Genomic DNA, 23362 nt, shown 5'->3' with positions numbered 1-23362 from the left:
CCCGTCCGGCGAGAATTTAGTTCAGGCGGTGGCCTCCTGTATCCATTGATAGTCAGTTCCTAACTTCCAGAGCGTCAGCATCAGCACAGCAATCTTGCGCGCGGTGGCGACTGCGGCTTTGCGGAACCCGCGCCGTCCAGCCAGTCGGACTGCCCAGGATTTCAAAGCAGAGAAGCGTTTCACTTGTCTGATGACGCAGGACGCCGCTTCAAGCAGCAATCCACGCATCGCAGCATCTCCGCACTTTGATACTCGACCCGACCAATCCATTTCACTCGATTGGTGCCGCCTCGGTGTTAGACCAAGGAACGCGCCGACATCAGCGGTTTTGCTGAACCGATCGGGATCATCGACAAGTGCAACAAAGCTGAGCGACACGATGGGACCAACACCCGGAATGGTCATCAGGCGGCGCGTGATCGGGTTGCTTTTGACTTTGCCTTCAACGCGCGGTCAAAGTCAGCCGTCGCATTGCAAAGCGTGATGTGTGCGGCAATGAACCCGTCTGCGATGGTGCGCAGCACTGGATCGGTTTCGCCAGCTGCGGCAAGTTGATCGCGGAAACCCTGCCTTTGCTGCGCCTGACCGATCCCGGTCAAACGGATGCCAAAGGTTTTAAGGACGCCTCGGATGTGGCCTTCCAGATCCTTACGCAACCGGATCAGACGTTCCCGTCCTCCAACTAACGCACGCAAACGATCCGACTCTTCGCTGCGGATGTGAACTGGAGTGAACCAGTTCATCCGTGCAAGTTGCTCCAGACCTTCTGCATCAGCACTGTCTGACTTGTTTAATCGTGCAGACAAACTCTTATGGGCTTTGCGGGCATCGATGCAGATTGCGGGTAAATACAATTCCACCATTCCACGCTGCAACCAGATCGAAAGCTGCCCACTTTCATGCACGATCCGCTTTGGGGCCAGAGATCGGTTCTTGAGCCAACCTGCCACCCCTTCTGGATCAGCTGGCGCGGTCCCCTGCGCCACAACCTCCCCATCATCATCGATAATACAGATCGAAACTTCTTTGAGTGATACGTCTAATCCTGCATAATATGTCATGGTCGCCCTCCTCACGGCTTGTTTCCATGAGGCCAGTATAACAGGACCTCGTTCGCCACTGGAGAGCGGCCGCCGCAATCACACCATGTGGTTTTCTTGCGTCGCATTTCGGCAATGGCCAGCATTATCAAGATCAGCCCTGCCCCGATCAACACCGCCCCCAGAAACTGCGTGATTGCATGGTCTAGACTGAACCCAAAGGGCTGCGCCTGCCCCAACCAGTAGGTCACAATCAGACCACCAACGAGCCAGACTGGTGGAATATCAAACCATTTCATCCACAACATCTGACAAGACAGGCCATGTGTGGCCAGCCCAAGTGCGACGAACCCATCGTTAACACGCCAAGCATGATTTGCGGCCCCAGCCGTATTGCCCGAACCGAGAGTGCACCACGCGAAAGACAGCGCGTCGTTGCCTGAAATCACATCAGGCAAAGCCCGTCCGAGCCTAAGATCTGCTTGATTAGGAAGACAGCGCGGGGTGTATGTCGGACGGCATTCGGCCCGAACGTCGTTTGGTCCTAGATTTTTTAAGTGCTTTTGAAATGCGTCTGATCTTGTTGATTGTGCCAATCGCAGCGCTCGCCGCGTGTGGGTCCCAAGACCTTGCGACCCCCGCCCCACAGACCGCCGCGTCAGGTGGTGCGGTTCCCGCTGCAACCCTGTTTGACGTGCCGATGGACCCTGGACTGATCCAATGTGACCGCCTGACAAACCCCGCCGCCCTGACTGCTGCCAGCAATTGGGCGATTGGCCAAGCGCGCACTGGTGTGTTGTCTGGCAGGGTCGCAGCGGCGCCCGATGCGACGGTAGTCTCAAACAACTTGGCGCTGTATTGCAGTGCCAATGGCGGCGATACTGTTCGGATCGCAACCTCTCAGCTCGGACTTTAGGCGCTTTTGCGGATTGTTTTGTCGCGCTGCACCCATGCAAGCGCCGCTTGCCCAAATGCCTGAAACAAAGGCTTTGATACCGGATCTAGGCCAGCCTGCCATTCAGGATGCCACTGAACGGCCATGGTGAAACCAATCGCGTCTTTGACGTAAATCGCTTCTGGAGTTGTGTCAGGGGCTGTGCCGTCAATGACAATCCGCCCGCTTGCGTCCAAGATACCCTGCCCGTGCAGTGAATTGGTCATAACCTCGCGCTTGCCCCAAAGGTGATGGAACGGCCCGCCGTCGGTCAGGGTCACGATATGGCGCATCTCGAATTTTTCATCAAGGGTGCCGTCGGGGGTCATGCGGTGATTGTTACGCCCCGCAATGTCGCGGATTTCGGGATGCAATGTGCAGCCCATCGCCACCGCAACCTCTTGAAAGCCACGACAAATACCAAGGATAGGCTGGCCACGGTCCACACATTTGCGGATCAATGGCAAGGTTATCGCATCACGATTTCGGTCAAACGTTCCATAAGCTTCGGTTTCCGCGTGGCCATATTCGCTCGGGTGCACATTGGGGCGACCGCCAGTGAACAAGAACCCGTCGCACAGGTCTGCCAGATCATCCACATCAACAAAATCGGGGTTGGCTGGCACAATCAGAGGCATCCCACCGGACACCAGCGCAATTGCGTCCGCGTTCATCGCACCCGACGTGTAGGCCGGATATTCGTCATGAATAATATCATGATTGCCAATGATTCCAATTACCGGTTTGCGCATGACGAGCCCCTTTGGCCGATATCTAGCAAGCAGTACAACAAGATCAAAGCCCTACAATGCTTGCACAACTGAAACTGCGCCAAGACCTAGATTTCGGGCGCCAAATTGGCCGCTTCGATGCCAAAGGCGGCGCATATCGCGTCATTATCGGATGAATCACCCGTAACACCCACTGCGCCAATGACCATGCCGCGTTTGTCACGTACCAGCACACCACCCGGAACGGGGATCACTTGCCCGCCGTACACACCGTTCACCGCATTCATGAAATACCCTTGGGCTTCGGCGCGTGCCATTTGCGCTGTGCCTGCCATGCCAAGCATGACCGCGCCGTACGCCTTTGCCTGTGCAATCGCGAACCGACCCGGTGCTGCACCGTCCTCACGTTCAAACGCTTTTAAATGACCGCCCGAATCCAAGACGACAACGCTCAGCGGCTTTAGTTCCAACTCGCGGCCTTTTTGAATCGCCTTGCGGATCATTGTCCGTGCTTTTGTGATCGAAATTTCTTGCATGTGTCGCTCCACTGATGGGGTTAAAAATATCTTAGCTGTTGCGCTGCGCCTTCAGTTCGAGGCGACGGCGGTGCAACACTGGTTCAGTATAGCCAGATGGCTGTTCACGTCCGCGAAACACCAGATCACAGGCCGCTTGAAACGCCATCCCGTCAAAACCCGGTGCCATAGGGCGATATGTCGGATCATCACCGTTTTGGGCGTCCACGACGACGGCCATTTTGCGCATGCCCACCAATGTGTCGGCTTCGCTGACGATGTCATGGTGCAGCCAGTTAGCGATATGCTGCGCGGAAATCCGGCATGTGGCGCGGTCTTCCATCAGGGCGACATTATTAATGTCAGGTACTTTGGAACAGCCCACACCCGCATCAATCCAACGCACCACATAGCCAAGAATACCTTGGGCGTTGTTTTCAACTTCGCGCGCGATCTGGTCTTTGGTCCATGCCTTGTAGGACGCCAGCGGAATATCCAACAGCGCCTGTACGTAGGCACGCCGCCCACCCGCCTTCAGCTTGGCCTGCTCCGCAAAGACATCGACACGGTGATAATGCAACGCGTGCAAAGTGGCGGCAGTCGGCGATGGCACCCATGCGCAGTTGGCGCCAGATTTGGGATGTGCGATTTTCTGTTCGATCATCGCCGCCATGGCATCGGGCATCGCCCACATGCCCTTGCCAATTTGCGCGCGACCCGACAGCCCACATTCCAGACCAATATCAACGTTCTGATCTTCATAAGCGCCGATCCAGCCCTTACGCTTGATAAAGTCTTTGCGGCTGAATGGTCCCGCTTCCATTGAGGTGTGGATTTCGTCGCCCGTACGATCAAGAAAACCTGTGTTGATGAACGCCACGCGCGATTTTGCGGCGCGGATACAGGCCTTAAGGTTCACCGACGTGCGGCGTTCCTCGTCCATAATGCCAATCTTAACAGTGTGTTGCGCAAGGCCCAGCGTCTTTTCTACGTGGGCAAACATGTCATTGGTGAACGCCACTTCTTCGGGGCCATGCATTTTGGGTTTCACAACGTAGACCGACCCATGCACCGAATTGCCCGCGCGCTTGTCCATGTCACGCGCAAGGTCGTGCTTGGCAATCAGCGTGGTAATCATTGCGTCCATCAGACCCTCATAGGCCTCATTGCCATCACGATCCAAAATTGCGGGGTTTGTCATCAAATGGCCGACGTTGCGGATCCACAACAGCGCACGGCCCTTCAATGTCACAGAGCCACCATCCGGTGCCGTGAAAGTGCGATCATCGTTTAGGCGGCGGGTGATCGTTTTGCCACCCTTTTGCAGCACAGCTTCAAGATCACCACGCATCAGGCCAAGCCAGTTTGTATAGGCCAGAACCTTGTCTTCAGCGTCGACACAGGCCACGGAATCTTCGCAATCCATGATCGCGGACACAGCGCTTTCTAGCCGCACATCAGCCAGCGTTGCGCGGTCGTGTGACCCAATCGGATGATCCTTTTTGAAGACCAGTTCAACATGCAAGCCATTGTTTTTCAACATGATCATTGCAGGTTTATCCGCAGCGCCAGTGTAGCCGACAAACTGTTCTGGCATCATCAACGGGTTGCCATCCGTGATCAGTTGACCACCTGATACCACGTAATTTTCTGCGTCCCCGTGCGACGCGCCCTGAATGGGGAACGCATCGTCAAGAAACACGCGCGTTCGGGCAACAACGCGACTGCCGTGACCGCGATCATAGCCATTCCCTTGTGCCAGTCGGCCCATGGCATCGGTACCATAAAACGCGTCATAGAGACTGCCCCAACGGGCATTGGCAGCGTTCAGTGCGAACCGCGCATTAGTGATCGGCACAACCAATTGCGGCCCCGCAACGCTGGCAATTTCAGGATCCACATTAGCAGTGTCGATAGTGAAATCATCACCTTCGGGGATCAGATAGCCAATCTTGCGCAAAAACGCCTCATAACCGGCTTCGTCATGGGCTTGCCCGATGCGCACACGATGCCAGTCGTCAATTTGGCTTTGCAATTCTTCCCGTTTAGCAAGCAGCGCTTTGTTTTTAGGGCCAAAGTCGTGGATCAGGTCTGAAAACCCCACCCAGAACGCATCTGCATCCACACCGGTTTCAGGCAACGCCTGCGCGTCGATAAAATCTGCCAGTTCCGTGGCCACAGATAGACCGGCGCGATCCACTCGATTTGTCATAACGTTTATCCTTTGTATGCCACGGTACACGTCGCTTTCGTGCGATGTAGGACAGATGCCGCAATTTGGCAACATGATGCGCAGTGGGAATATCGTGAACGCGCTTTCCAGCTGCGCGCACTCGTCAAGACTTCGGCCGGTTTGATCGGCAGCGATCAGAACAATAGCGCACCTCGTCCCAAACACGAGCCCATTTCTTGCGCCACGCAAACGGACGCCCACAGGTGATGCAGGTTTTTTGTGGCAGATCGGATTTTGCACGCATTTTCATGACCATGATATAGGGCGACCCGCCTTGTGGCCCATCCCCCACGCGCTTAAGTCTAAATGAAACCCAGCGGAGAACCCCATGACCGACGCGGCCCCCCAGACGATCTACCTCAAGGACTACCGCCCGTTCGGGTTTTATCTGGACGACGTGCACCTGACATTTCGTTTGGCAGCTTCGGCTACACGGGTCATTAGCCGGATTTCGGTCCGTCCCAATGCGAAATTCCCAGGCACATTTTTCCTGCATGGACAGGATGTTAAACTGATTTGGGCGAAGATCGACGGTGTGGATGTCAGCCCTGTGGTAACGGCTGACGGGTTGACCTGCGATGTTCCAGACGGCTCGTTTGTGTGGGAGGCCGAGGTTGAAATCTCACCTGCCACCAACACCGCGCTTGAAGGGTTGTATATGTCAAACGCGATGTATTGCACCCAGTGTGAAGCCGAAGGATTTCGCAAAATCACCTTCTACCCCGACCGCCCCGATGTGATGAGCGTGTTTACGGTGCGCATTGAAGGCGACCTGCCCGTCCTGCTGTCGAACGGAAACCCGACTGGTAGCGATGATGGATGGGCTGAATGGCATGATCCATGGCCAAAACCCGCCTATCTGTTCGCGCTTGTTGCGGGCGATTTGGTCGCCCATGCTGATACCTTCAATACGATGTCGGGTAAAACTATCGCGCTGAACATCTACGTGCGCCCCGGACCTGACGAAGATAAATGCGCCTTCGGGATGGCTGCGTTGAAGCGGTCAATGGCGTGGGACGAAACCGTTTACGGGCGTGAATACGACTTGGACATTTTCAACATCGTCGCTGTTGACGACTTCAATATGGGCGCGATGGAAAACAAGGGCTTGAACATTTTTAACTCCAGCTGTGTTCTGGCATCCCCCGAAACCAGCACCGACGCCAATTTTGAGCGCATTGAGGCGATCATCGCCCATGAGTATTTTCACAACTGGACCGGAAACCGGATTACCTGCCGCGACTGGTTCCAGCTGTGTCTCAAAGAAGGCCTGACAGTGTTTCGCGACCAGCATTACACGGGCGATCAGGGCAGCCACGCGGTCAAACGGATCGAGGACGCGATCACCCTTCGGTCGCGCCAGTTTCGCGAAGACAATGGACCGCTCGCGCATGCAGTGCGCCCCGAAAGCTTTATTGAAATCAATAATTTTTATACCATTACGGTGTACGAGAAAGGCGCTGAGCTGATTGGTATGCTCAAGCGGTTGGTGGGCGATGATGCCTATTACAAATCGCTGGATTTGTATTTCACCCGTCACGACGGGGATGCGGCCACGATTGAAGACTGGTTGGCGGTCTTTGAAGACACCACGGGGCGCGATCTGACCCAATTCAAGCGGTGGTACAGCCAAGCAGGAACACCGCGCCTGACAGTCACAGATGACTTTAGAGATGGCATCTACACGCTTCATTTCACACAAGAAACACCGCCTACGCCGGGTCAGGATAACAAGTCTGCTCAGGTCATTCCGATTGCTGTTGGGCTTTTGTCGCAAAGCGGCGCAGAGGTGCAGGCGACAACCGTGTTAGAAATGACCGGCACAAAGCAAAGCTTCGCGTTCGACGGATTGTCGGACAAGCCCGTGCCATCAATCTTGCGCGATTTTTCAGCGCCAGTGATTTTGCAGCGCGATCAGACCAACGCTGAACGGGCATTTTTGATGGCGCATGATACCGACCCCTTCAACACGTGGGACGCAGGCGATGCGCTGGCCAAAGATGTGTTGACGAAATCGATCACAGAAAACACAGCGCCCGATGCGGCGTACCTAGATGGAATCACAGCAATTTTACGTGATGATGCGCGTGATCCGGCGTTCCGTTCGCTGTGTCTGTCCTTGCCGTCCGAAGACGATATGGCGCAGGCCTTGCATGATGCTGGCACGGTGCCAGACCCGCTGGCGATCCACCACGCGATTGAAGCGCTGAAGCTCGCGACGGCGCTGCATGTGCAGAATATTTTACCCCGTATTCAAGCGGATATGATCGTTGAAGGGCCCTATTCACCCAACGCCAAAGCAGCTGGAAAACGCAGCCTTGGCAATGCAGTTTTGGGCCTGCTCTCGCGGCTGGACGGTGGCGCAGCGGCGGCCAAACAATATGCCAATGCCGATAACATGACCATGCAACTGGCGGGGCTGGCAGCACTTTTGCGGATCGGTAAGGGCGAAGATGAAAGTACGGCGTTCCGTAATCAGTGGCGCGCGGATCGGTTGGTCATGGACAAGTGGTTCGGGCTAACGGTGTCGCTGTCCGCGCCACAAATGGCTGCTGATACAGCCAAAAGACTGACGCAAGAGCCTGATTTTGATATGAAAAATCCAAATCGCTTCCGCGCAGTCTTTGGCGCACTGGCGGGCCATTCAGCTGGATTTCATGACGCATCCGGCGCGTCATATCGTCTACTGGGTGATTGGCTTGCCAAGCTTGACGCGATCAACCCGCAGACCACAGCGCGCATGACAACGGCGTTTGAGACTTGGCGGCGTTACGGCACGAACAGGCAGGATCAGATGCGCGACGTCCTACAAACTTTGGCCAAAACACCAGGGCTTTCACCTGACACTGGCGAAATGGTCGGGCGCATTCTGGGAAACCAATCGTCTTGATGCGCCGAAGCGGCACGCGCGATATAACGTTGATCAACAGGACCCGTGACATGCCATTCATTGCCGCCCTTTTCGGTATCGGCGCCGCTGCATTTATTGAACTGGATGATCTTCCTGCCGCAGACCAACATCGACTTCTGGCGGCGCAGAAAGAACCCCTAATACCTGTTCTTAAGAGCGGCGCCACCAAACTGCGCGACCGGCAGCGTGACGCATTGGACGACTACAGCCGCGCGATGTGGGTCCGATGATATATCGCCATGAACGGCGCGGGCGCAGATGGGCCGTGGTGCTGGCGGTTTTGGCCGCGTGGGTCTGCATTTTTCTGGCGTGGATGGTCTTCAGTCTTGCATGGGGGATCGCGGCGATCTTATTAGCTTTTTCCCTGCCTGCAATGTGGGATATGATCCGTGACAATCGCGCCTGGGTTGAGGTTTGGCCAAGGCGGATCGCCTGGGCATCTGCTTTGCGCAGCGGGGATCGCAGCGACATTGACCATGTGCGGATTGATCGGCGTTTCGATGGCGGCATGAAGATTACGTTGGTGCATGTCGGCGGGGCACATACGCGGTTGCCACCAGACGTTGCGCCGCCTGTCGAGGTGTTTCAGGCGGCGCTTAAAGACGCAGGGATTCTGGCAGAAAGGCACCCGTTTTCACCGTTCTAGGCGGCTTAGCCGTCGTTCATCGTGGACAGTGTAGCCTGCACGGTCGGGCGGGCATGTGGGCGAATGGAAGAACGCGACACGCAATAATCTTGCACCCGTGTCCACGCTGCCATTTCTGCGATCTTGCTGCGGTTTGTCATCGGTCCCCAGTCCGCCGCGACCCCGCGCCAGCGACTGTCACGCACGGCAATAGCGTTGTCGCGCGGCACGGTCACGTTCATGATCCGGACCGCACAACTGAGGTTGTCTTCGGGGTCTTTGAGAGCCTCACCCGTCGTTGCATAGCAGCCATATCGACGCGCGGTATCGGGGTAAATCTGCATCAACCCAAACCATAAATTGCCACCCCCGACGGCGGTCGGGCGATAGGTGCTTTCATGTTTAACGAGTGCCGACATCATCCCGACCCAAAACGCACGGCGCAGGTGGGGCGGGTTTTTGGTGTAGGTCGGACACCAATTGACGATATCGCGCGGCACGGTGTCTTGTAAATCACTGCCATGGCTGCGCAATGCGGACAGGGTCGCGCGGGTCCAACTGTCTGAATCGTCGCGAAAATCCCAACGAGCATCGGGAATATAGTTGATGCGGGCAACGGGGCGCAGTGTTGGGTTTTGCGAAATCGTGACCGGATGGCGGACCATATAAACGGGGCGCGAAGGTGGACGGAGAGCCGCCAACACCGCGCGCGCACTTTCTGTGCGTACTTGTGCCGCGTCATGACGGCTTAGGGGGCGTGTCTGCGTCTCGGGTCCGCCCACAGGCCATTCGGCCAGCGCGGAGGTCCCCATAATGATCGCAAGAATCCCCCCCAGGAGAGCTCTGATAACAAACATCGCCCGAACCATTGCGCGGTGGTTCGATTATTGCAACAAATCTGTGCAATGTTGCGGCGCTGCGAGCTCTTTTTCGCCATGCCACACCAGATATTGTGTGCGAGCAAACCCGAACCGCTACGCCGCCGCTGCAAGCCATCTTGAAGCTGGGCCCTTGAGCGCCTATTCAAGCACAAAGACTGACAAAACATCCAGATGCGGAGCGCGATATGCTTGACCTCACCTATGAGACCCCAAAAGTGAAAACCATTGCCGGAGCCACCGGCGATTGGGAACTCGTGATCGGTCTGGAAGTCCACGCGCAGGTCGCAACGAAAGCCAAATTATTTTCCAGCGCTTCAACGCAGTTCGGCGCAGAACCCAACAGCAACGTCGCCTTCGTCGACGCGGGCATGCCGGGCATGTTGCCAGTGATCAACGAAGAATGTGTGGCCTACGCGGTGAAAACTGGCCTTGGCCTAAAGGCGCAAATCAATCTAAACAGCGCGTTTGACCGCAAAAACTACTTTTATCCTGATTTGCCGCAGGGCTACCAAATTTCGCAGTTGTACCACCCCATCGTCGGCACCGGCGAAGTACTGGTAGAAATGAACGACGGCACCGCGCGAAACGTGCGCATCGAACGCATCCATCTGGAACAAGACGCGGGTAAATCTATCCATGATATGGACCCCGCGATGTCATTTGTGGACCTGAACCGCACAGGCGTCGCCTTGATGGAAATCGTCAGTTTTCCAGACATCCGTGGCCCCGAAGAAGCCGCCGCCTATGTCGTGAAGCTGCGCCAGATCTTGCGCTACCTCGGCACCTGCGACGGCAATATGCAAAACGGCAACTTGCGTGCGGATGTAAACGTCTCTGTCTGCCGCCCCGGTGACTACGAAAAATTCCAAGCCTCTGGCGATTTTGGTGATCTTGGCACCCGATGTGAGATCAAGAACATGAACTCCATGCGGTTCATCCAACTGGCAATTGATTTTGAGGCACGCCGTCAAATTGCGATCATAGAAGACGGTGGCAAGATCGTTCAGGAAACGCGGCTGTATGATGCCGACAAGAACGAAACACGATCAATGCGATCCAAGGAAGAAGCGCATGATTATCGCTATTTCCCCGACCCCGATCTGTTGCCGCTTGAAATTGAACAGGCCTGGGTCGATGATATTGCCGCGTCCCTGCCCGAGCTGCCAGACGCCAAAAAGGCGCGGTTCATTAAAGACTTTGGACTGTCAGATTATGACGCCAGTGTTTTGACTGCTGACGTCGATAACGCGGGCTTCTTTGAATCCGTGGCGCAGGGCAATGACGGCAAACTGGCGGCAAACTGGGTGATCAACGAGTTGTTTGGCCGTCTCAAAAAAGACGATAAAGATATTTCCGACAGCCCTATTTCTGCAACCCGATTGGGTCAGATCGTAGCCTTGATCAAATCAGACAAAATCAGTGGCAAGATCGCCAAAGACGTTTTCGAAATTGCCTATACATCAGACCGTGATCCGATTGAGATCGTGAAGACTGAAGGCATGGAACAGGTCACAGACACCGGCGCGATTGAGGCGGCAGTCGATGCAATCATCGCCGCCAATCCCGACCAAGTTGCCAAGGCAAAAGAGAACCCGAAACTTGCAGGCTGGTTTGTTGGTCAGGTGATGAAAGCCACGGGTGGCAAGGCCAATCCTGGCGCAGTCAACAAGCTGATATCTGAAAAGCTCAAATAATGATTGCCGTATAGGTAACGTAGATATGGGGGCGCGCAGCTGCGTTCCCCACCGCAGATGGTGTTTGAAAAAATCCTTGTTGTCTTCGCGTTGCAGGGCATTCTTGATACGAACTGGTGAATACAGATATTGCGCTGCTGAGGGACGTTATGACAGGTTTTGAATATAAAGTTGTGCCTGCGCCGATGCGCGGACTTAAGGCTAAGGGCATCAAGGGCACGCCTGCGCGCTTCGCCAATGCGCTACAGTTGGTGATGAATGATCTCGGGGCGCAAGGCTGGGAATACCAGCGCACGGACACCCTGCCCGTTGAAGAACGGTTCGGTTTGACCAAAAAATCGACGTCGTTTCAGAACATGTTAGTCTTTCGCCGCGCTTTAGAACTTCAGCACGCGGAGGCGCCTAAAGTTGCTGCATTGATTGAAGATCAAGCATTGGTTCTTGAAGACCCAGCCGCGGCCAAGACAGACATTGAAGATGACGCAGCACCAGCACCGTCCGATCAACCAACACCTGAAAATTCGACTGGCAAAACCGCGCAATCACCCACAGCGATGGATGACCCGCAGCCTGCACTGGCCGCAGACGACCGCGTGAGCGAAACCCTTAAAGCCCCGTTCGCATTCCCGTGGGACAAACGTCGTACAGGAGCACAGTCACCGAAGGACGACGATAGCCATTTGAAGGCTGAATAACAGCGCCGTTTAAGAAATCTGCAGCGACAGGGCGTGGATGCGTCCGATGATATTCGGCCCAAGCGCTGTGTGAACCGCGCGATGTTTGGCAATGCGCGACTGACCAGCAAATGAAATAGACACAATTTCGACCCGCCAATGGCTTTGACCGGACCCGTCATCACCTGCGTGACCAGCGTGTTTGTGGCTTTCATTGATGACCGCCAGCGACGTGGGCGCAAATGCCACGTCCAAAGCAGTGCGAATTTCGGTGTCTAAACCCATTATTATCTCCTCTGCCCCTTCAATCCTCGCACATATCTTCTATGATCTAATGTCCGAGTCGGAAAGGTGTAGCCATGTCTAAAGATGATCCCTTTGGGTTTAATATGTCGGTTTCGGCAAGCAAAAAAAAGAATCCACGCGGGCGGCGTGGCATGTCCGGCGCATCCGAGACATCAAACCGTGTGTGTGAAAAACCCGACTGTCAGGAGGCGGGCAAATACCGTGCGCCCAAAAACCCTGACGTGCTCGATGATTTTTACTGGTTCTGCAAAGATCACGTGCGCGAATACAATCTTGGTTGGAATTTTTTTGATGGCACCACAGAGGCCGAAATTAACGCCCAGCGAACCAAAGATCTTGTTTGGGAACGTAAAACGTCGTCGATGAAAAAGTCAGATGAACAGCGCGCTTGGGCGCGGTTGGGTGTGGATGATCCCCATCAGGTGCTCGGGGTGAATGCGACGCAGAATCCGGGCAAATCCATCACCGGATCGACGCGCAAGCTGCCGGCAACAGAACGCAAAGCCATTGATATTCTGGAAGCCAAGGATCACTGGGCCAAGCCTGAAATCCGCAAAGCTTACAAAAAGCTGATCAAAGTCTTGCACCCAGACATGAACGGCGGTGATCGTTCACAAGAAGAACAATTGGCCGAAGTTGTTTGGGCGTGGGAGCAGATCAAAACCAGCCGCCATTTCAGAACTTGATTTAGGTTAAACGCTCCTGAAGTCGCAGGCTTTTGCTGTCAGGGTGGTCTGGTGGGTTCATCCGCGAGGGCGTGAAGATGGTATCGCGTTCGCTTTGATAGATGCCCATCAGAATGTGGGTGCCGAAAAGGTTAACAGCCCATAACATCGCCAGCAGCGGTGCCGCCATCAGGGTCACGACCACAATAAACGGGCCGAACATTGTGCCGTAAAGCGGCAGGCCCAATGTCCCACCGATCAATGCGCCGATGAACGTGACCCACAGCGCGCCCGCCACCGCGCGCGTAGCACCCGCAGATCCCGGCTGCCCCATCCGATCGCCAGACAAGAACAGCGCGATCATCCCGCCAAGCCCTGATGCGACGACAAGCCAAGTCTGATACCAGCTAAGGCCATCAAAGGACGAATCGCTGTCCAGATGCAGAACCGCAAGGTACCCAAGCGTCGCACTACACGTGCCGACCAGCGCAAACGCCAACACGCGCGCGCGTTCACCCTCTGTTAATCCAAAATATTTGCGCAGTGATGGTCGCATAGAACCTCCGATTGATTTCAGATCGATATGCGGGGACTTTGGGGCGGGCATATGGCATCGGGTTCGCCTAGGGGAAAAGGTTTGTTTCGTGTCAGTCGACAGTCGACGTCGGGTGGCGCCAAAGACTGTCAAAATGCACAATGGGGGCCGAACTCTATACAGAAGGTCCCGCGGCAAACCAACGCCAGCGATACCGAACGCCAGAGCGATCATAACAACGCCCTGCAAAAGCCGAAAAATCCCTCATCTCAGATGTCCTGATAGAAGGATATCCGGCACAGGCAATCACCACCCGTGCTGATTTTGTGCCGGGGGGGGGCGTTAGGCCGCGCGGAACACCAAGCTGACACCGTTCAAACAATGGCGCAGGCCTGTGGGGGTTGGGCCATCATCAAAGATATGTCCCAAATGGCTGCCGTAGCGTCACAGTGGGGATCTGGCGTCTGGACGAAGTGTCCAGCTGCTTATGATCGCCAGTGACCACGCTGGATTCAATATAAGAATCCACTCAGCCGATTTGTGCAACAAAGCCAATGCCAAGGGTAAATAAGTGGTGTCATGACAGGGGCGTTACTGTCCCTTCAGGTGATTGAGCAGCGAGACAAAACGAGGCCCAACTACTTCAATTGAAAAGTCATCTATGATTCGCTGTCGCGCAGCGTCACCTAAACGTCGTTGTTGCACCGGATCGTCAAGCAACGTCAGGACTTGAGTTGCTACCTGATCTGGGGAATAAAAATCAGCCAGCAGTCCAGTTTTGAGATTAAAAATCACTTCTTCAACTGGTGGCGTACGTGATCCGACAATTGCGCAGCCCACAGACATCGCTTCGATCAATGACCATGACAGCACAAAAGGCACAGTCAGATAGACATGAACCTGAGAAAAACGCAGCATCTCCAGATAAGCATCATAGCTCAGTGGCCCCATGAAATGCAGGCGTGATTGATCGAGGGACGCATTGTCCAACACATGTTTGAGATAGTCCTCACCGGCTTCTGCAAAGCCATAGCCCTTTCCACCGGTCCCACCGACGACCAATATATGGGCCCTCGATCGTTGACGTTGAACAATCTCCATCACTTTGATGAAAGTTTCAAAACCGCGATACGGCTCAAAATTTCGGGTGACATATGTCACGATTTCGTCCTTCAAGGTCAAGTTGTGATCTCCAACTTTGAGCTGTTGCACATCGCCTGGACGCACAACGCCCGCATCGACCCCATCAAAAATCACTGAAATCTTACTCTGAAATTCAGTCGGGTGGCTTTGTTTTTGATACTGCGTTGGCGTGATGACGTGATCAGCAGCATCAAGTGAAATCAAGTTAGTCGCATTCGCCAGCCGATAGAATAATGCGGTCTCATGAGGTAAAGTGTCTTGGGAGGGATTGCAGAGTCGGGCATTTGCGGCCGTCGAAAAAAATTCCGAATATAGCAAAAGGGGAACGTCGGGATAGACATCCTTTAGGAAAAGACCTGCGCCCCAGCGGCCATGGCAAATGATAACGTCTGGCTGATATCCCTTAGACTTCAGACCGTTACAAGAATCATTGACAGCCTTGCCTTGAAAAATCTCATCAGCGAAACGCTGCACTGAAGCGGCACCCTTGTGTTTCAGTCCCGTCTGGAATTTGAAATACTGATGCATGACACCGTCGATCTTAAGGGCTGTTTCGCCGAGCATTCGCTTTTTGCCCGATTGGTGTTCGCTGCTCGACAGAAAAGTGATTTCGTATTCGGGATGGTTCGCTCGCAGGTAGCAGATTGGCCGATGAAACTGACCGGCAAAGACAGGATGAACAAAAAGCAGCTTCATCGTCAATGTCCCACATCATCTTATAGGCCTATAGCCTATCGACGCGCGTTTCGGATGACAACATTATGACTTTTCCAAACTACGAACGAGTTATGTCCAAAAGTTGGTGACGGTCTGATTAGGCGGAGTTGCAAAGGTGCTTGATCCCGTCTTTGAACTCAAGCCCTTCAATGACTTCGGGCAGGTGCTGTGTCGTTTGTCAGAATACTGAAATGGATATCCCAATCTTCCACCAGACCCGCAAATGTCTGATCGATGCGCGCGCGGCGTGTGGCCTGCGCCAACTCATCCCCTGTGAGCAGCCCGAGACTCAGTTCCGCAGCGAGCACATCGTCGCGCGGAATGTCGTGCCTTAGTATGATGCTCTCATCGCTCATTTGCTCAAACGGTCTTTCAAACTTATCAGGCTGCGGCGCAGCCAGGTTCGCGTTGTATTTAGCGCAACGTCAAAACGCACCGCGAAGTCGCCGCAGGTGTCCCCGTCCAAGTAGGCACCGCCCGCGGCTTCAGCACGGTCTCTCATGACACGCAGGATGATGCCGAATAGTTTCGCCGAGGTTGCGGAATAAGGCGACTCAAACGCACTGCGGTCACGCAGCGCGACCCTGTGGATCAAGTTTTCGATGTCTTGTCGCGTCGTTATGTAGCGGCGGTCCTCATCTCATCTTTACCATGACATCATGGTCCTTGGGCACAAGTCAGCGAATGCCCCCTTCCCCTTGCGGCCCATCGCTATATGTTGCATCCCGAACCCCAAAGCGATTGCGCACATTTTGATAAGCAAAGGCACCGATATGGCCGACGGAAATCTTGACCCGATGATGAAACCAACTGAGGAAATCTCGGTCCGTGAGGTGTTCGGCATCGACACGGATATGAAGGTCAAGGCCTTCCCAAAGGGCGCAACTGACCGCGTGCCTGTAATTGATCCGACCTATAAATTTGATCCCGACACGACGTTGGCGATCCTTGCAGGCTATGGCTACAACCGTCGCGTCATGGTGCAGGGGTATCACGGCACCGGTAAATCGACGCACATCGAACAGGTTGGCGCACGGCTGAACTGGCCCACGGTGCGGGTGAACTTGGATTCGCACATCTCGCGGATCGACCTGATCGGCAAAGACGCGATCAAACTGCGCGACGGCGTCCAGGTGACTGAATTCCACGAAGGCATTTTGCCATGGGCGCTGCGCAATCCCGTCGCAATTGTGTTTGACGAATACGACGCGGGCCGCGCTGACGTGATGTTCGTGATCCAACGCGTGCTTGAGGCGGATGGCAAACTGACGCTGATGGACCAGAACGAGATCATTGAACCAAATCCATACTTCCGCCTGTTCGCCACGGCCAACACCGTTGGTTTGGGTGACACGACGGGTTTGTATCACGGCACCCAGCAGATCAACCAAGCGCAGATGGACCGTTGGTCACTTGTCGCGACGTTGAACTACCTGTCCCACGACGCTGAAACCCAGATCGTTCTGTCCAAGGCACCGACGTATAACAGCGACAAAGGCCGCAAGATTATTTCGCAGATGGTCACGGTCGCCGACTTGACCCGCACCGCGTTCATGAATGGTGATTTGTCGACAGTGATGTCACCACGGACCGTCATCGCATGGGCCGAAAACGCGCGAATTTTCCAAGACGTGGGCTATGCGTTCCGGCTGAGCTTCTTGAACAAGTGCGACGAGTTGGAGCGCCAGACCGTTGCGGAGTTTTATCAGCGATGTTTTGATGAGGAACTACCGGAGTCAGCGGCGAGCTTGAGCTTGGGATGACGGCTTGCTCATCCCTCCCCAATGGCCAGTTTTCGCAAAAATTTGCGGCGACACCCATTGGGTTCGATGAGACCGCGGAAAGTAAGCAATGAACAAACCATCCGACAACCCAGCAGATCCGTTCAAAAAAGCCCTCGCCGAGGCGACTAAGGTCATGGCGAATGATCCTGAATTGTCCGTGACATTCACCGTGGACCCCCCCGGTGCGACGGCGGAAACCGTGCGCTTGCCACAGGTATCCCGCCGCATGACCCGCGACGAAGTTCTGATCGCGCGCGGCACGGCAGATGCATTTGCGCTACGCCATAAATTCCACAACGCCAAGATCGCGGCGAAATATATGCCGCAGGGCCAGATGGCGCAGGATCTTTATACCGCGATGGAACACGCACGGGTCGAGGCAGTGGGCGCGCGCCACATGCCGGGTACCGCGGGCAACATCGACGCCAAGATCGGCAATGAGGCGATCCGCAAAGGCTACGATCAAATCCGCGAAGCATCAGAGGCTCCGCTGGCGACTGCCGCCGGATACCTGATCCGCCATCTTGCGACGGGGCGCGACATGCCAAAGGGCGCCGCCAACGTCATGGACTTGTGGCGCGGGTTTATCGAAGAAAACGCAGGCGGCACGCTTGAAGGATTAGACGACACGCTGGAAGACCAAGCGGCGTTCGCAAAATTCGCACGCCAGATCATTTCTGACATGGGTTACGGCGATCAGTTGGGCGACGATCCTGACGATATCGGCGATGAAGATGACGACGCCAACGCTGACGACGAAGATGAGAACGAGCCCGACAGCGCCGGACAAGACGACGGTGATGAAGACGAAACCGAAGGTTCGCCCGAACAAAGCCAGGAAGAACAGCAAGACGCCGCCGAAGCGCAGGTGTCCATGGACGATTCTGCGGAATCCGAGATGGCGGAAGAAGCCGACATGCCCGAGGGCGAGGCCCCAATAGAGCCCCCCGCACCGCAGCCCATATCCGACGCCGACCCGAATTATATTGTCTATTCAACGGATCACGACGAAGAAATCGGCGCCGAAGACTTGGCCGAACCCGCTGAATTGGAACGCCTGCGGGCATACCTCGATCAGCAATTGGAACCGCTCAAGGGGGCCGTTTCGCGGCTGGCGAATAAATTGCAGCGCCGCCTTCAGGCACAACAAAACCGCAGTTGGTCGTTTGACCAAGAAGAGGGCATTTTGGACGCAGGCCGCCTTGCGCGGGTCGTAGCTAACCCGACGACGCCACTGTCGTTCAAAGTCGAACAAGACACCGAATTTCGTGATACCTGCGTGACGTTGCTGCTGGATAATTCGGGTTCCATGCGCGGGCGCCCGATTTCGATTGCCGCGATTTGCGCCGATGTTTTGGCACGTACGTTGGAACGATGTTCGGTGAAGGTTGAAATCCTCGGCTTCACGACGAAGGCATGGAAAGGCGGGCTAAGCCGCGAAGGTTGGCTGACCGAAGGTCGCCCGCAACAACCAGGTCGTTTGAACGATCTGCGCCACATCATTTACAAACGCGCCGACGCACCGTGGCGTCGCAGCCGCGACAATCTCGGGCTGATGATGAAAGAAGGCCTGCTGAAAGAAAACATCGACGGCGAGGCGCTGGAATGGGCGCACCGGCGCATGGTCGCACGTCCAGAGGCGCGCAAAGTGCTGATGGTGATCAGCGATGGTGCCCCTGTTGACGATTCAACATTATCCGTTAACCCCGCAAATTACTTGGAAAAACACCTGCGCGACGTGATCGCCATGGTTGAGAAACGTAAAGCAGTTGAACTGATCGCAATCGGCATCGGACACGACGTGACGCGCTACTATGATAAGGCCGTCACCATCACCGACGTGGAACAATTGGCTGGCGCGATGACAGAACAGCTCGCAGGATTGTTCGAACCAGACCCACGCAAACGGGCGCGGGCACTGGGAATGCGCAAGGCGGGCTAATCGCTGCGCAATCTGGGTATTTAAGAACCAAAGAAGCGAGGACGCGCGCATGTTTCAGACGTTTGAAGTAACCTCATCCCCCGAAACGGGGCCAACGCGGTTGACAGCACTCCGCGCTGAAATGCTGGTGCGAAAGATTGACGGTTTTCTGGTGCCGCGCGCAGATCGGTTTCAGGGCGAATATGTAGCGCCGTGCGATGATCGACTGGCTTGGCTGACGGGGTTCACCGGGTCGGCGGGCTTTGCCTGTGTTCTTGCCGACGTCGCGGGCGTGTTCATTGACGGGCGCTACCGCGTTCAAGTCCACAGCCAAGTGGCAGATGTGTTCGCGCCCGTTCATTGGCCCGAAACGCAATTGGCCGACTGGTTGAAAGACCAAAGCGGCATCTCAAAACTGGCGTTTGATCCGTGGCTGCACACAATGGCGCAGATCGAAGCCTTGCAAATCGGACTGAGCGGGACCGGCATTGCGTTGGTTCCAATGGACAACTTGGTTGATGTTATCTGGTCGGATCGCCCTACCCCGCCCCTTGCGCCGTTCATTGATTATTCCGATGATATGGCCGGTGAAACATCCCGAAGCAAAATTACGCGGTTGGCGGCAGAATTACGCGACGCCGGGCAGGCGGCCGCGTTCATCACTTCGCCAGATTCCGTGGCTTGGTTGCTGAACATTCGCGGCACAGACATTGCCCGCAATCCGGTACCCCACGCAATGGCACTGTTAAAGTCCGACGCCGATGTTGCGCTATTTTGTGAGCAGTCACAGGCGGCGGATCTGACGTTAAATGAGAACGTGACGGTTGTAGCAGCTGGACAGATGGTTGCGACACTTGTCGCAACGACAGGACCCATCAGGCTTGACCCCGATCGCGCACCATTTGCAATTCAAGAGGCCCTTGCACACGACAAGATTATCGTTGGGCAAGACCCCTGTGTATTGCCGAAAGCCCGCAAAACGAGCGCAGAAATCAAGGGTGCCCGCGACGCGCATCTGCGTGACGGCGCAGCGATGGTGCGGTTCCTAGCGTGGCTTGACGGCGAGGCCCCGAAAGGCGGTTTGACGGAGATCGATGTTGTCACAGCGCTCGAAGGGTTTAGGCGCGATACCAATGCATTACGCGACATTTCGTTTGAAACTATTTGCGGCGCAGGGCCCAACGGCGCAATCGTGCATTACCGCGTGAATGAAGACACCAACCGTTCCGTAAACCTTGGCGAACTCCTGCTGGTTGATTCCGGCGGGCAGTATCTGGACGGCACCACCGACATCACACGCACAATTACAATTGGCGACGTCGGCCCGACTGAAAAGGCATGCTACACGCGCGTACTGCAAGGCATGATTGCGATTAGCCGTGCGCGGTTTCCCTACTTTAAATCGGGGGGCGTGGCGGGGAGTGATCTGGATGCTTTGGCGCGCTATCCGCTCTGGCTGGCGGGACTGGATTATGATCACGGGACAGGCCACGGCGTCGGTGCATATTTATCCGTGCACGAAGGGCCACAGGGTCTGTCGCGTCGCGCCAAGACCGCGCTAGAAGTTGGGATGATCCTGTCCAATGAACCGGGGTATTACCGCGAAGGAGCGTTTGGAATCCGCATTGAAAACCTGATTGTTGTGACTGCGGCCAACGCAATCACGGGCGGTGATGCGCGTGACATGCTGGATTTCGAAACCTTGACCTTTGTTCCGCTGGACCGTCGACTGATTGACGTGACCTTGCTGTCTAGCGACGAACGCGCATGGATTGATCGCTATCATTCTGATACACTGAAAAAAATCGGCCCGCGTGTGGATGGGGCGGCACTGGATTGGCTGATCGCCGCGTGTGCGCCGCTTTAACCTATTAATCGCCAAAGTTGCCCGAAAATCGGGCGACTGGGCTAAAATCCATGGTCACGGGGATCACGGAAAAATCGCCTTTGGGGGAGACGTTACTTATGTCAGATCACATCAAAATTCAGCCTGCATCAGGCAAATGGGTTGTCCGTGCGGCGGGTGCCGTTCTTGGGGAAAGCGACGATGCGTTAAAACTGATAGAGGGCGATCAGCCGTTCGTGATTTATTTCCCGCGTACCGACATTTCGATGGCTTTTTTCGACAAATCCGAAACCACGACCACCTGCCCACACAAGGGGACAGCCACATATTATGATCTGGTTGCAAAAAGTGGAACATACAAAGACGCTGCTTGGTCCTACGAAGACCCGAAAGGCGACGTCGCACAGATCAAAGATTATATGGCATTTTTCGTTGATAACGTCACGGTTGAACAGCTTTAAGAATGTTCTTCCGCCGCTGTCGCGGCCAAGGCACGGTTGAACGCGCGTAAGACATCAACTTGGAACAATGCACCGCGCAGTTCTGGTGGGCCTTCGTCGGTTGCGGGGATTACAACGGGAATAAAGCTTGATCCCGTCGCCTCAAGGATTGGCATCGCTTGGTCCAGCATCAAATCTTGGGAAATATAGGTACCCTCAAGGATCAGCGCCGCGCAGGTTTGCGGGTCGGCTGCTTTTGGGTGGTCCTTGGCGCGCATGACGCTGGCCACTCTGAACGTGCCCAAAAGATAAGCCTGCGGACCCGCTGCCAAATGCACGCCGCGCCGTTCCAACTGTGTGAGAAAGAAACTGCGGTGCACCAGTTTTGACGCCAGTGCGGACGACAGTGACACCGACACCATCACCGCAATGCCCGTTTGCCAATCGCCCGTCAGTTCGAACACGATCAGTGTGGTCGAAATCGGCGCTCCCAATACTGCCGCCGTCACAGCCCCCATACCTGCGAGTGCATAGAGCGTGCCTTCGCCTGATACGTCGGGAAAAATGCCAGTCGCGACCATGCCGAACGCCAGACCTGTCATCGCACCGACCATCAAAGATGGTGAAAACACCCCGCCACCCATGCGCCCCGCCATCGTAATCGCGACCGCAATGATCTTGATAAACACAAACACAATCGCTTCGTGCATCACCAAGCGGCCAGTCAACGCGTCGGACGTGGTTTCATAGCCAACGCCGATTATATGCGGATAATAGATCGCCAATGCCCCAAGTAATGTGCCCGCAATCATTGGCCGCAAATAGCGCGGAATGCGCCAGCGGGTCTGCAACGCGGTGCCCATTGTATCGGCCCAAAAGATTGCCCGCATCAGCACCACGGCGACCAAACCACACAGCAATCCAAGGATCAGGAACGCTGGAAGTTCGACGTAAAACGCCAGCACGTTCTGGTTTGGGATCAGAAATTCGGTGACGTCGCCATAAACCGAACGGTTGATAACGGTGCCAGCCACGGACGCGATCACAATCGGTGCAAAGGCGTGTACCGCAAAATGGCGCAGCACAACTTCAAGCGCGAAAAGCGCGCCCGCGATGGGGGCGTTAAAGCTGGCAGACACGGCGGCAGCAACAGCGCAGCCCATCAGGTCGCGCCCGGTTATGCCATCGGCGCGGATCAGGCGGCTGACATAAGTCGATATGATTGCAGCCAGATGTACCACCGGACCCTCGCGGCCTGTCGATCCACCAGTTGACAGTGTGACGAAGGACGCGAGCGTTGACATAAGGCCTTTGCGCGCCTCGACCCGCCCATCATAAAGCGCGGCCCCCTCAATCACATCAGCCACAGACCGCACGCGCCCGTCATCGGTGAACCTGTTCAAGATTACCCCGACAGCGAGCCCGCCAGCCATAGGGATCAGTAATACCCACCACCAATCCAGCCGCGCCGCGTTAGATCGCAAATATGCCACGTCGTCAGTCTGGTAAAGCCACGCCTGAAACGTCTCAATCCCGAAACGAAACCCAATCGCAGCGAAACTGGCCGCGATGCCGACAAGCAGCGCAATAAACCAGAACTGTACTTGGCTGGGGCCACGGGTGCGGATCACATGCCAGCCACCACGACAGGCCGTTAAGGCGTCATCGACCCCCTGCCCAATCGGCGATTTCTGCGGCTCCGCCATATCGTCCCCTTCCTTCTTCACTCGGGCGCTACGGTGCCGTAACGTTTAGCAAACCAACGGG

General features: G+C 55.4%; 25 protein-coding genes and 1 pseudogene. 11 read left to right on the top strand and 15 right to left on the bottom strand.

The window, feature by feature from the left end:
* Window positions 1–21 precede the first annotated feature (21 nt).
* From OAN307_RS29695 to OAN307_RS28830, 3 genes are read right to left on the bottom strand one after another with little or no spacing between them, the layout of a single operon-like run.
* Window positions 22–405 (bottom strand): transposase, encoded by a 384-nt coding sequence (locus OAN307_RS29695; RefSeq protein WP_245540925.1) that lies wholly within the window; start codon window positions 403–405, stop codon window positions 22–24.
* Window positions 405–1061 (bottom strand): IS110 family transposase, encoded by a 657-nt coding sequence (locus OAN307_RS29690; RefSeq protein WP_245540978.1) that lies wholly within the window; start codon window positions 1059–1061, stop codon window positions 405–407. Before OAN307_RS29690 ends, OAN307_RS29695 begins: the two co-directional genes overlap by 1 nt.
* A gap of 11 nt (window positions 1062–1072) precedes the next feature.
* The gene (locus OAN307_RS28830; protein WP_187292549.1) at window positions 1073–1498 is read right to left on the bottom strand and encodes a hypothetical protein; all 426 of its coding nucleotides are present in this window, start codon (window positions 1496–1498) and stop codon (window positions 1073–1075) included.
* A 50-nt stretch (window positions 1499–1548) separates the two neighbouring features.
* Here OAN307_RS28830 and OAN307_RS06280 point away from each other — a divergent pair, with 50 nt between their 5' ends.
* Complete coding sequence (locus OAN307_RS06280) at window positions 1549–1956, top strand: hypothetical protein (RefSeq protein ID WP_044043309.1); 408 nt, start codon at window positions 1549–1551, stop codon at window positions 1954–1956.
* Here the strand turns inward: OAN307_RS06280 and OAN307_RS06275 are convergent.
* The 4 genes from OAN307_RS06275 to OAN307_RS25935 all read right to left on the bottom strand — a co-directional run bounded on the left by OAN307_RS06275 (window position 1953) and on the right by OAN307_RS25935 (window position 5697).
* The gene (locus OAN307_RS06275; RefSeq protein ID WP_015498974.1) at window positions 1953–2726 is read right to left on the bottom strand and encodes a gamma-glutamyl-gamma-aminobutyrate hydrolase family protein; all 774 of its coding nucleotides are present in this window, start codon (window positions 2724–2726) and stop codon (window positions 1953–1955) included. The two genes, OAN307_RS06280 and OAN307_RS06275, sit on opposite strands and share 4 nt — an antisense overlap.
* An 86-nt stretch (window positions 2727–2812) precedes the next feature.
* The gene (locus OAN307_RS06270; RefSeq protein ID WP_015498973.1) at window positions 2813–3241 is read right to left on the bottom strand and encodes a GlcG/HbpS family heme-binding protein; all 429 of its coding nucleotides are present in this window, start codon (window positions 3239–3241) and stop codon (window positions 2813–2815) included.
* 31 nt (window positions 3242–3272) lie between these two features.
* The gene (locus tag OAN307_RS06265; protein WP_015498972.1) at window positions 3273–5432 is read right to left on the bottom strand and encodes a malate synthase G; all 2160 of its coding nucleotides are present in this window, start codon (window positions 5430–5432) and stop codon (window positions 3273–3275) included.
* Between the two features lie 124 nt (window positions 5433–5556).
* Entirely contained in the window at window positions 5557–5697 is a 141-nt protein-coding gene (locus OAN307_RS25935; RefSeq protein WP_217564395.1) for a DUF2256 domain-containing protein, read from the bottom strand.
* A gap of 84 nt (window positions 5698–5781) precedes the next feature.
* On the opposite strand from OAN307_RS25935, the gene pepN reads away from it, so the two are divergent.
* From pepN to OAN307_RS06250, 3 genes are read left to right on the top strand one after another with little or no spacing between them, the layout of a single operon-like run.
* Complete coding sequence (gene pepN, locus OAN307_RS06260) at window positions 5782–8343, top strand: aminopeptidase N (protein WP_044043308.1); 2562 nt, start codon at window positions 5782–5784, stop codon at window positions 8341–8343.
* 50 nt (window positions 8344–8393) lie between these two features.
* Window positions 8394–8594, top strand: coding sequence for a hypothetical protein (locus tag OAN307_RS06255; RefSeq protein ID WP_144055514.1), 201 nt, complete (start codon window positions 8394–8396; stop codon window positions 8592–8594).
* Window positions 8591–9010, top strand: coding sequence for a hypothetical protein (locus OAN307_RS06250; protein ID WP_015498969.1), 420 nt, complete (start codon window positions 8591–8593; stop codon window positions 9008–9010). The genes OAN307_RS06255 and OAN307_RS06250 overlap by 4 nt, the downstream gene beginning before the upstream one ends.
* 5 nt (window positions 9011–9015) lie before the next feature.
* On the opposite strand, the gene OAN307_RS06245 is transcribed toward OAN307_RS06250, so the two are convergent.
* Window positions 9016–9846 carry a transglycosylase SLT domain-containing protein gene (locus tag OAN307_RS06245; RefSeq protein ID WP_245540977.1) on the bottom strand — a complete coding sequence of 277 codons (831 nt, stop codon included), beginning with the start codon at window positions 9844–9846 and terminating at the stop codon, window positions 9016–9018.
* 209 nt (window positions 9847–10055) lie between these two features.
* On the opposite strand from OAN307_RS06245, the gene gatB reads away from it, so the two are divergent.
* Both gatB and OAN307_RS28825 read left to right on the top strand, forming a co-directional pair.
* Window positions 10056–11564 carry an Asp-tRNA(Asn)/Glu-tRNA(Gln) amidotransferase subunit GatB gene (gatB, locus tag OAN307_RS06240; protein ID WP_015498967.1) on the top strand — a complete coding sequence of 503 codons (1509 nt, stop codon included), beginning with the start codon at window positions 10056–10058 and terminating at the stop codon, window positions 11562–11564.
* A 116-nt stretch (window positions 11565–11680) separates the two neighbouring features.
* Complete coding sequence (locus tag OAN307_RS28825) at window positions 11681–12259, top strand: DUF4177 domain-containing protein (RefSeq protein ID WP_015498966.1); 579 nt, start codon at window positions 11681–11683, stop codon at window positions 12257–12259.
* Window positions 12260–12268: 9 nt separating this feature from the next.
* Here the strand turns inward: OAN307_RS28825 and OAN307_RS06230 are convergent, their stop codons facing one another.
* A complete protein-coding gene (locus tag OAN307_RS06230) occupies window positions 12269–12523 on the bottom strand; it encodes a BolA family protein (RefSeq protein ID WP_015498965.1) in 255 nt (84 codons plus the stop codon).
* A 74-nt stretch (window positions 12524–12597) separates the two neighbouring features.
* Here OAN307_RS06230 and OAN307_RS06225 point away from each other — a divergent pair, with 74 nt between their 5' ends.
* Window positions 12598–13230, top strand: a complete 633-nt coding sequence (locus OAN307_RS06225; RefSeq protein ID WP_015498964.1) for a J domain-containing protein — start codon at window positions 12598–12600, stop codon at window positions 13228–13230.
* A 1-nt stretch (window position 13231) separates the two neighbouring features.
* On the opposite strand, the gene OAN307_RS06220 is transcribed toward OAN307_RS06225, so the two are convergent.
* From OAN307_RS06220 to OAN307_RS06205, 5 genes and pseudogenes are all read right to left on the bottom strand, one after another.
* Complete coding sequence (locus tag OAN307_RS06220; RefSeq protein ID WP_245540976.1) at window positions 13232–13765, bottom strand: hypothetical protein; 534 nt, start codon at window positions 13763–13765, stop codon at window positions 13232–13234.
* Window positions 13766–14086: 321 nt separating this feature from the next.
* A pseudogene (locus OAN307_RS25930) lies at window positions 14087–14188 on the bottom strand (peptide-methionine (R)-S-oxide reductase); the annotation flags it as partial.
* A gap of 147 nt (window positions 14189–14335) precedes the next feature.
* Complete coding sequence (locus OAN307_RS06215; protein WP_015498962.1) at window positions 14336–15583, bottom strand: glycosyltransferase; 1248 nt, start codon at window positions 15581–15583, stop codon at window positions 14336–14338.
* Between the two features lie 167 nt (window positions 15584–15750).
* Window positions 15751–15960: a hypothetical protein gene (locus tag OAN307_RS06210; protein ID WP_015498961.1), complete on the bottom strand. Its 210-nt coding sequence runs from the start codon at window positions 15958–15960 to the stop codon at window positions 15751–15753.
* Window positions 15957–16199: a hypothetical protein gene (locus OAN307_RS06205; RefSeq protein ID WP_015498960.1), complete on the bottom strand. Its 243-nt coding sequence runs from the start codon at window positions 16197–16199 to the stop codon at window positions 15957–15959. Before OAN307_RS06205 ends, OAN307_RS06210 begins: the two co-directional genes overlap by 4 nt.
* 178 nt (window positions 16200–16377) lie before the next feature.
* Here OAN307_RS06205 and cobS point away from each other — a divergent pair, with 178 nt between their 5' ends.
* From cobS to OAN307_RS06185, 4 genes are all read left to right on the top strand, one after another.
* Window positions 16378–17367, top strand: coding sequence for a cobaltochelatase subunit CobS (cobS, locus tag OAN307_RS06200; protein ID WP_015498959.1), 990 nt, complete (start codon window positions 16378–16380; stop codon window positions 17365–17367).
* A gap of 88 nt (window positions 17368–17455) precedes the next feature.
* Window positions 17456–19330, top strand: a complete 1875-nt coding sequence (gene cobT / locus OAN307_RS06195) for a cobaltochelatase subunit CobT (protein WP_015498958.1) — start codon at window positions 17456–17458, stop codon at window positions 19328–19330.
* Between the two features lie 49 nt (window positions 19331–19379).
* Window positions 19380–21176: an aminopeptidase P family protein gene (locus OAN307_RS06190; RefSeq protein WP_015498957.1), complete on the top strand. Its 1797-nt coding sequence runs from the start codon at window positions 19380–19382 to the stop codon at window positions 21174–21176.
* A 98-nt stretch (window positions 21177–21274) separates the two neighbouring features.
* Window positions 21275–21616: a DUF427 domain-containing protein gene (locus tag OAN307_RS06185; RefSeq protein ID WP_015498956.1), complete on the top strand. Its 342-nt coding sequence runs from the start codon at window positions 21275–21277 to the stop codon at window positions 21614–21616.
* Here OAN307_RS06185 and OAN307_RS06180 read toward each other — a convergent pair.
* Window positions 21613–23301: a chloride channel protein gene (locus tag OAN307_RS06180; RefSeq protein ID WP_015498955.1), complete on the bottom strand. Its 1689-nt coding sequence runs from the start codon at window positions 23299–23301 to the stop codon at window positions 21613–21615. The genes OAN307_RS06185 and OAN307_RS06180 overlap by 4 nt on opposite strands.
* Window positions 23302–23362 lie beyond the last annotated feature (61 nt).

The organism is Octadecabacter antarcticus 307 (genome assembly GCF_000155675.2).
GTDB classification, from domain to species: domain Bacteria; phylum Pseudomonadota; class Alphaproteobacteria; order Rhodobacterales; family Rhodobacteraceae; genus Octadecabacter; species Octadecabacter antarcticus.
The sequence above is the reverse complement of the archived record's forward strand: the minus strand, read 5'-3'. Positions and strand labels throughout refer to the sequence as shown.

What these genes read in the sequence shown, in the direction of transcription:
- OAN307_RS06220 (WP_245540976.1), bottom strand. Translation starts at nt 13,765, where the DNA reads ATGCGACCATCACTGCGCAAATATTTTGGATTAACAGAGGGTGAACGC.
- OAN307_RS06255 (WP_144055514.1), top strand. Translation starts at nt 8,394, where the DNA reads ATGCCATTCATTGCCGCCCTTTTCGGTATCGGCGCCGCTGCATTTATT.
- OAN307_RS06250 (WP_015498969.1), top strand. Translation starts at nt 8,591, where the DNA reads ATGATATATCGCCATGAACGGCGCGGGCGCAGATGGGCCGTGGTGCTG.
- OAN307_RS06215 (WP_015498962.1), bottom strand. Translation starts at nt 15,583, where the DNA reads ATGAAGCTGCTTTTTGTTCATCCTGTCTTTGCCGGTCAGTTTCATCGG.
- pepN (WP_044043308.1), top strand. Translation starts at nt 5,782, where the DNA reads ATGACCGACGCGGCCCCCCAGACGATCTACCTCAAGGACTACCGCCCG.
- OAN307_RS29695 (WP_245540925.1), bottom strand. Translation starts at nt 405, where the DNA reads ATGACCATTCCGGGTGTTGGTCCCATCGTGTCGCTCAGCTTTGTTGCA.
- OAN307_RS06265 (WP_015498972.1), bottom strand. Translation starts at nt 5,432, where the DNA reads ATGACAAATCGAGTGGATCGCGCCGGTCTATCTGTGGCCACGGAACTG.
- cobS (WP_015498959.1), top strand. Translation starts at nt 16,378, where the DNA reads ATGGCCGACGGAAATCTTGACCCGATGATGAAACCAACTGAGGAAATC.
- OAN307_RS06245 (WP_245540977.1), bottom strand. Translation starts at nt 9,846, where the DNA reads ATGTTTGTTATCAGAGCTCTCCTGGGGGGGATTCTTGCGATCATTATG.
- OAN307_RS06275 (WP_015498974.1), bottom strand. Translation starts at nt 2,726, where the DNA reads ATGCGCAAACCGGTAATTGGAATCATTGGCAATCATGATATTATTCAT.
- OAN307_RS25935 (WP_217564395.1), bottom strand. Translation starts at nt 5,697, where the DNA reads ATGCGTGCAAAATCCGATCTGCCACAAAAAACCTGCATCACCTGTGGG.
- cobT (WP_015498958.1), top strand. Translation starts at nt 17,456, where the DNA reads ATGAACAAACCATCCGACAACCCAGCAGATCCGTTCAAAAAAGCCCTC.
- OAN307_RS06280 (WP_044043309.1), top strand. Translation starts at nt 1,549, where the DNA reads ATGTCGGACGGCATTCGGCCCGAACGTCGTTTGGTCCTAGATTTTTTA.
- OAN307_RS29690 (WP_245540978.1), bottom strand. Translation starts at nt 1,061, where the DNA reads ATGACATATTATGCAGGATTAGACGTATCACTCAAAGAAGTTTCGATC.
- gatB (WP_015498967.1), top strand. Translation starts at nt 10,056, where the DNA reads ATGCTTGACCTCACCTATGAGACCCCAAAAGTGAAAACCATTGCCGGA.
- OAN307_RS06185 (WP_015498956.1), top strand. Translation starts at nt 21,275, where the DNA reads ATGTCAGATCACATCAAAATTCAGCCTGCATCAGGCAAATGGGTTGTC.
- OAN307_RS06230 (WP_015498965.1), bottom strand. Translation starts at nt 12,523, where the DNA reads ATGGGTTTAGACACCGAAATTCGCACTGCTTTGGACGTGGCATTTGCG.
- OAN307_RS06225 (WP_015498964.1), top strand. Translation starts at nt 12,598, where the DNA reads ATGTCTAAAGATGATCCCTTTGGGTTTAATATGTCGGTTTCGGCAAGC.
- OAN307_RS06270 (WP_015498973.1), bottom strand. Translation starts at nt 3,241, where the DNA reads ATGCAAGAAATTTCGATCACAAAAGCACGGACAATGATCCGCAAGGCG.
- OAN307_RS06210 (WP_015498961.1), bottom strand. Translation starts at nt 15,960, where the DNA reads ATGAGCGATGAGAGCATCATACTAAGGCACGACATTCCGCGCGACGAT.
- OAN307_RS06180 (WP_015498955.1), bottom strand. Translation starts at nt 23,301, where the DNA reads ATGGCGGAGCCGCAGAAATCGCCGATTGGGCAGGGGGTCGATGACGCC.
- OAN307_RS06190 (WP_015498957.1), top strand. Translation starts at nt 19,380, where the DNA reads ATGTTTCAGACGTTTGAAGTAACCTCATCCCCCGAAACGGGGCCAACG.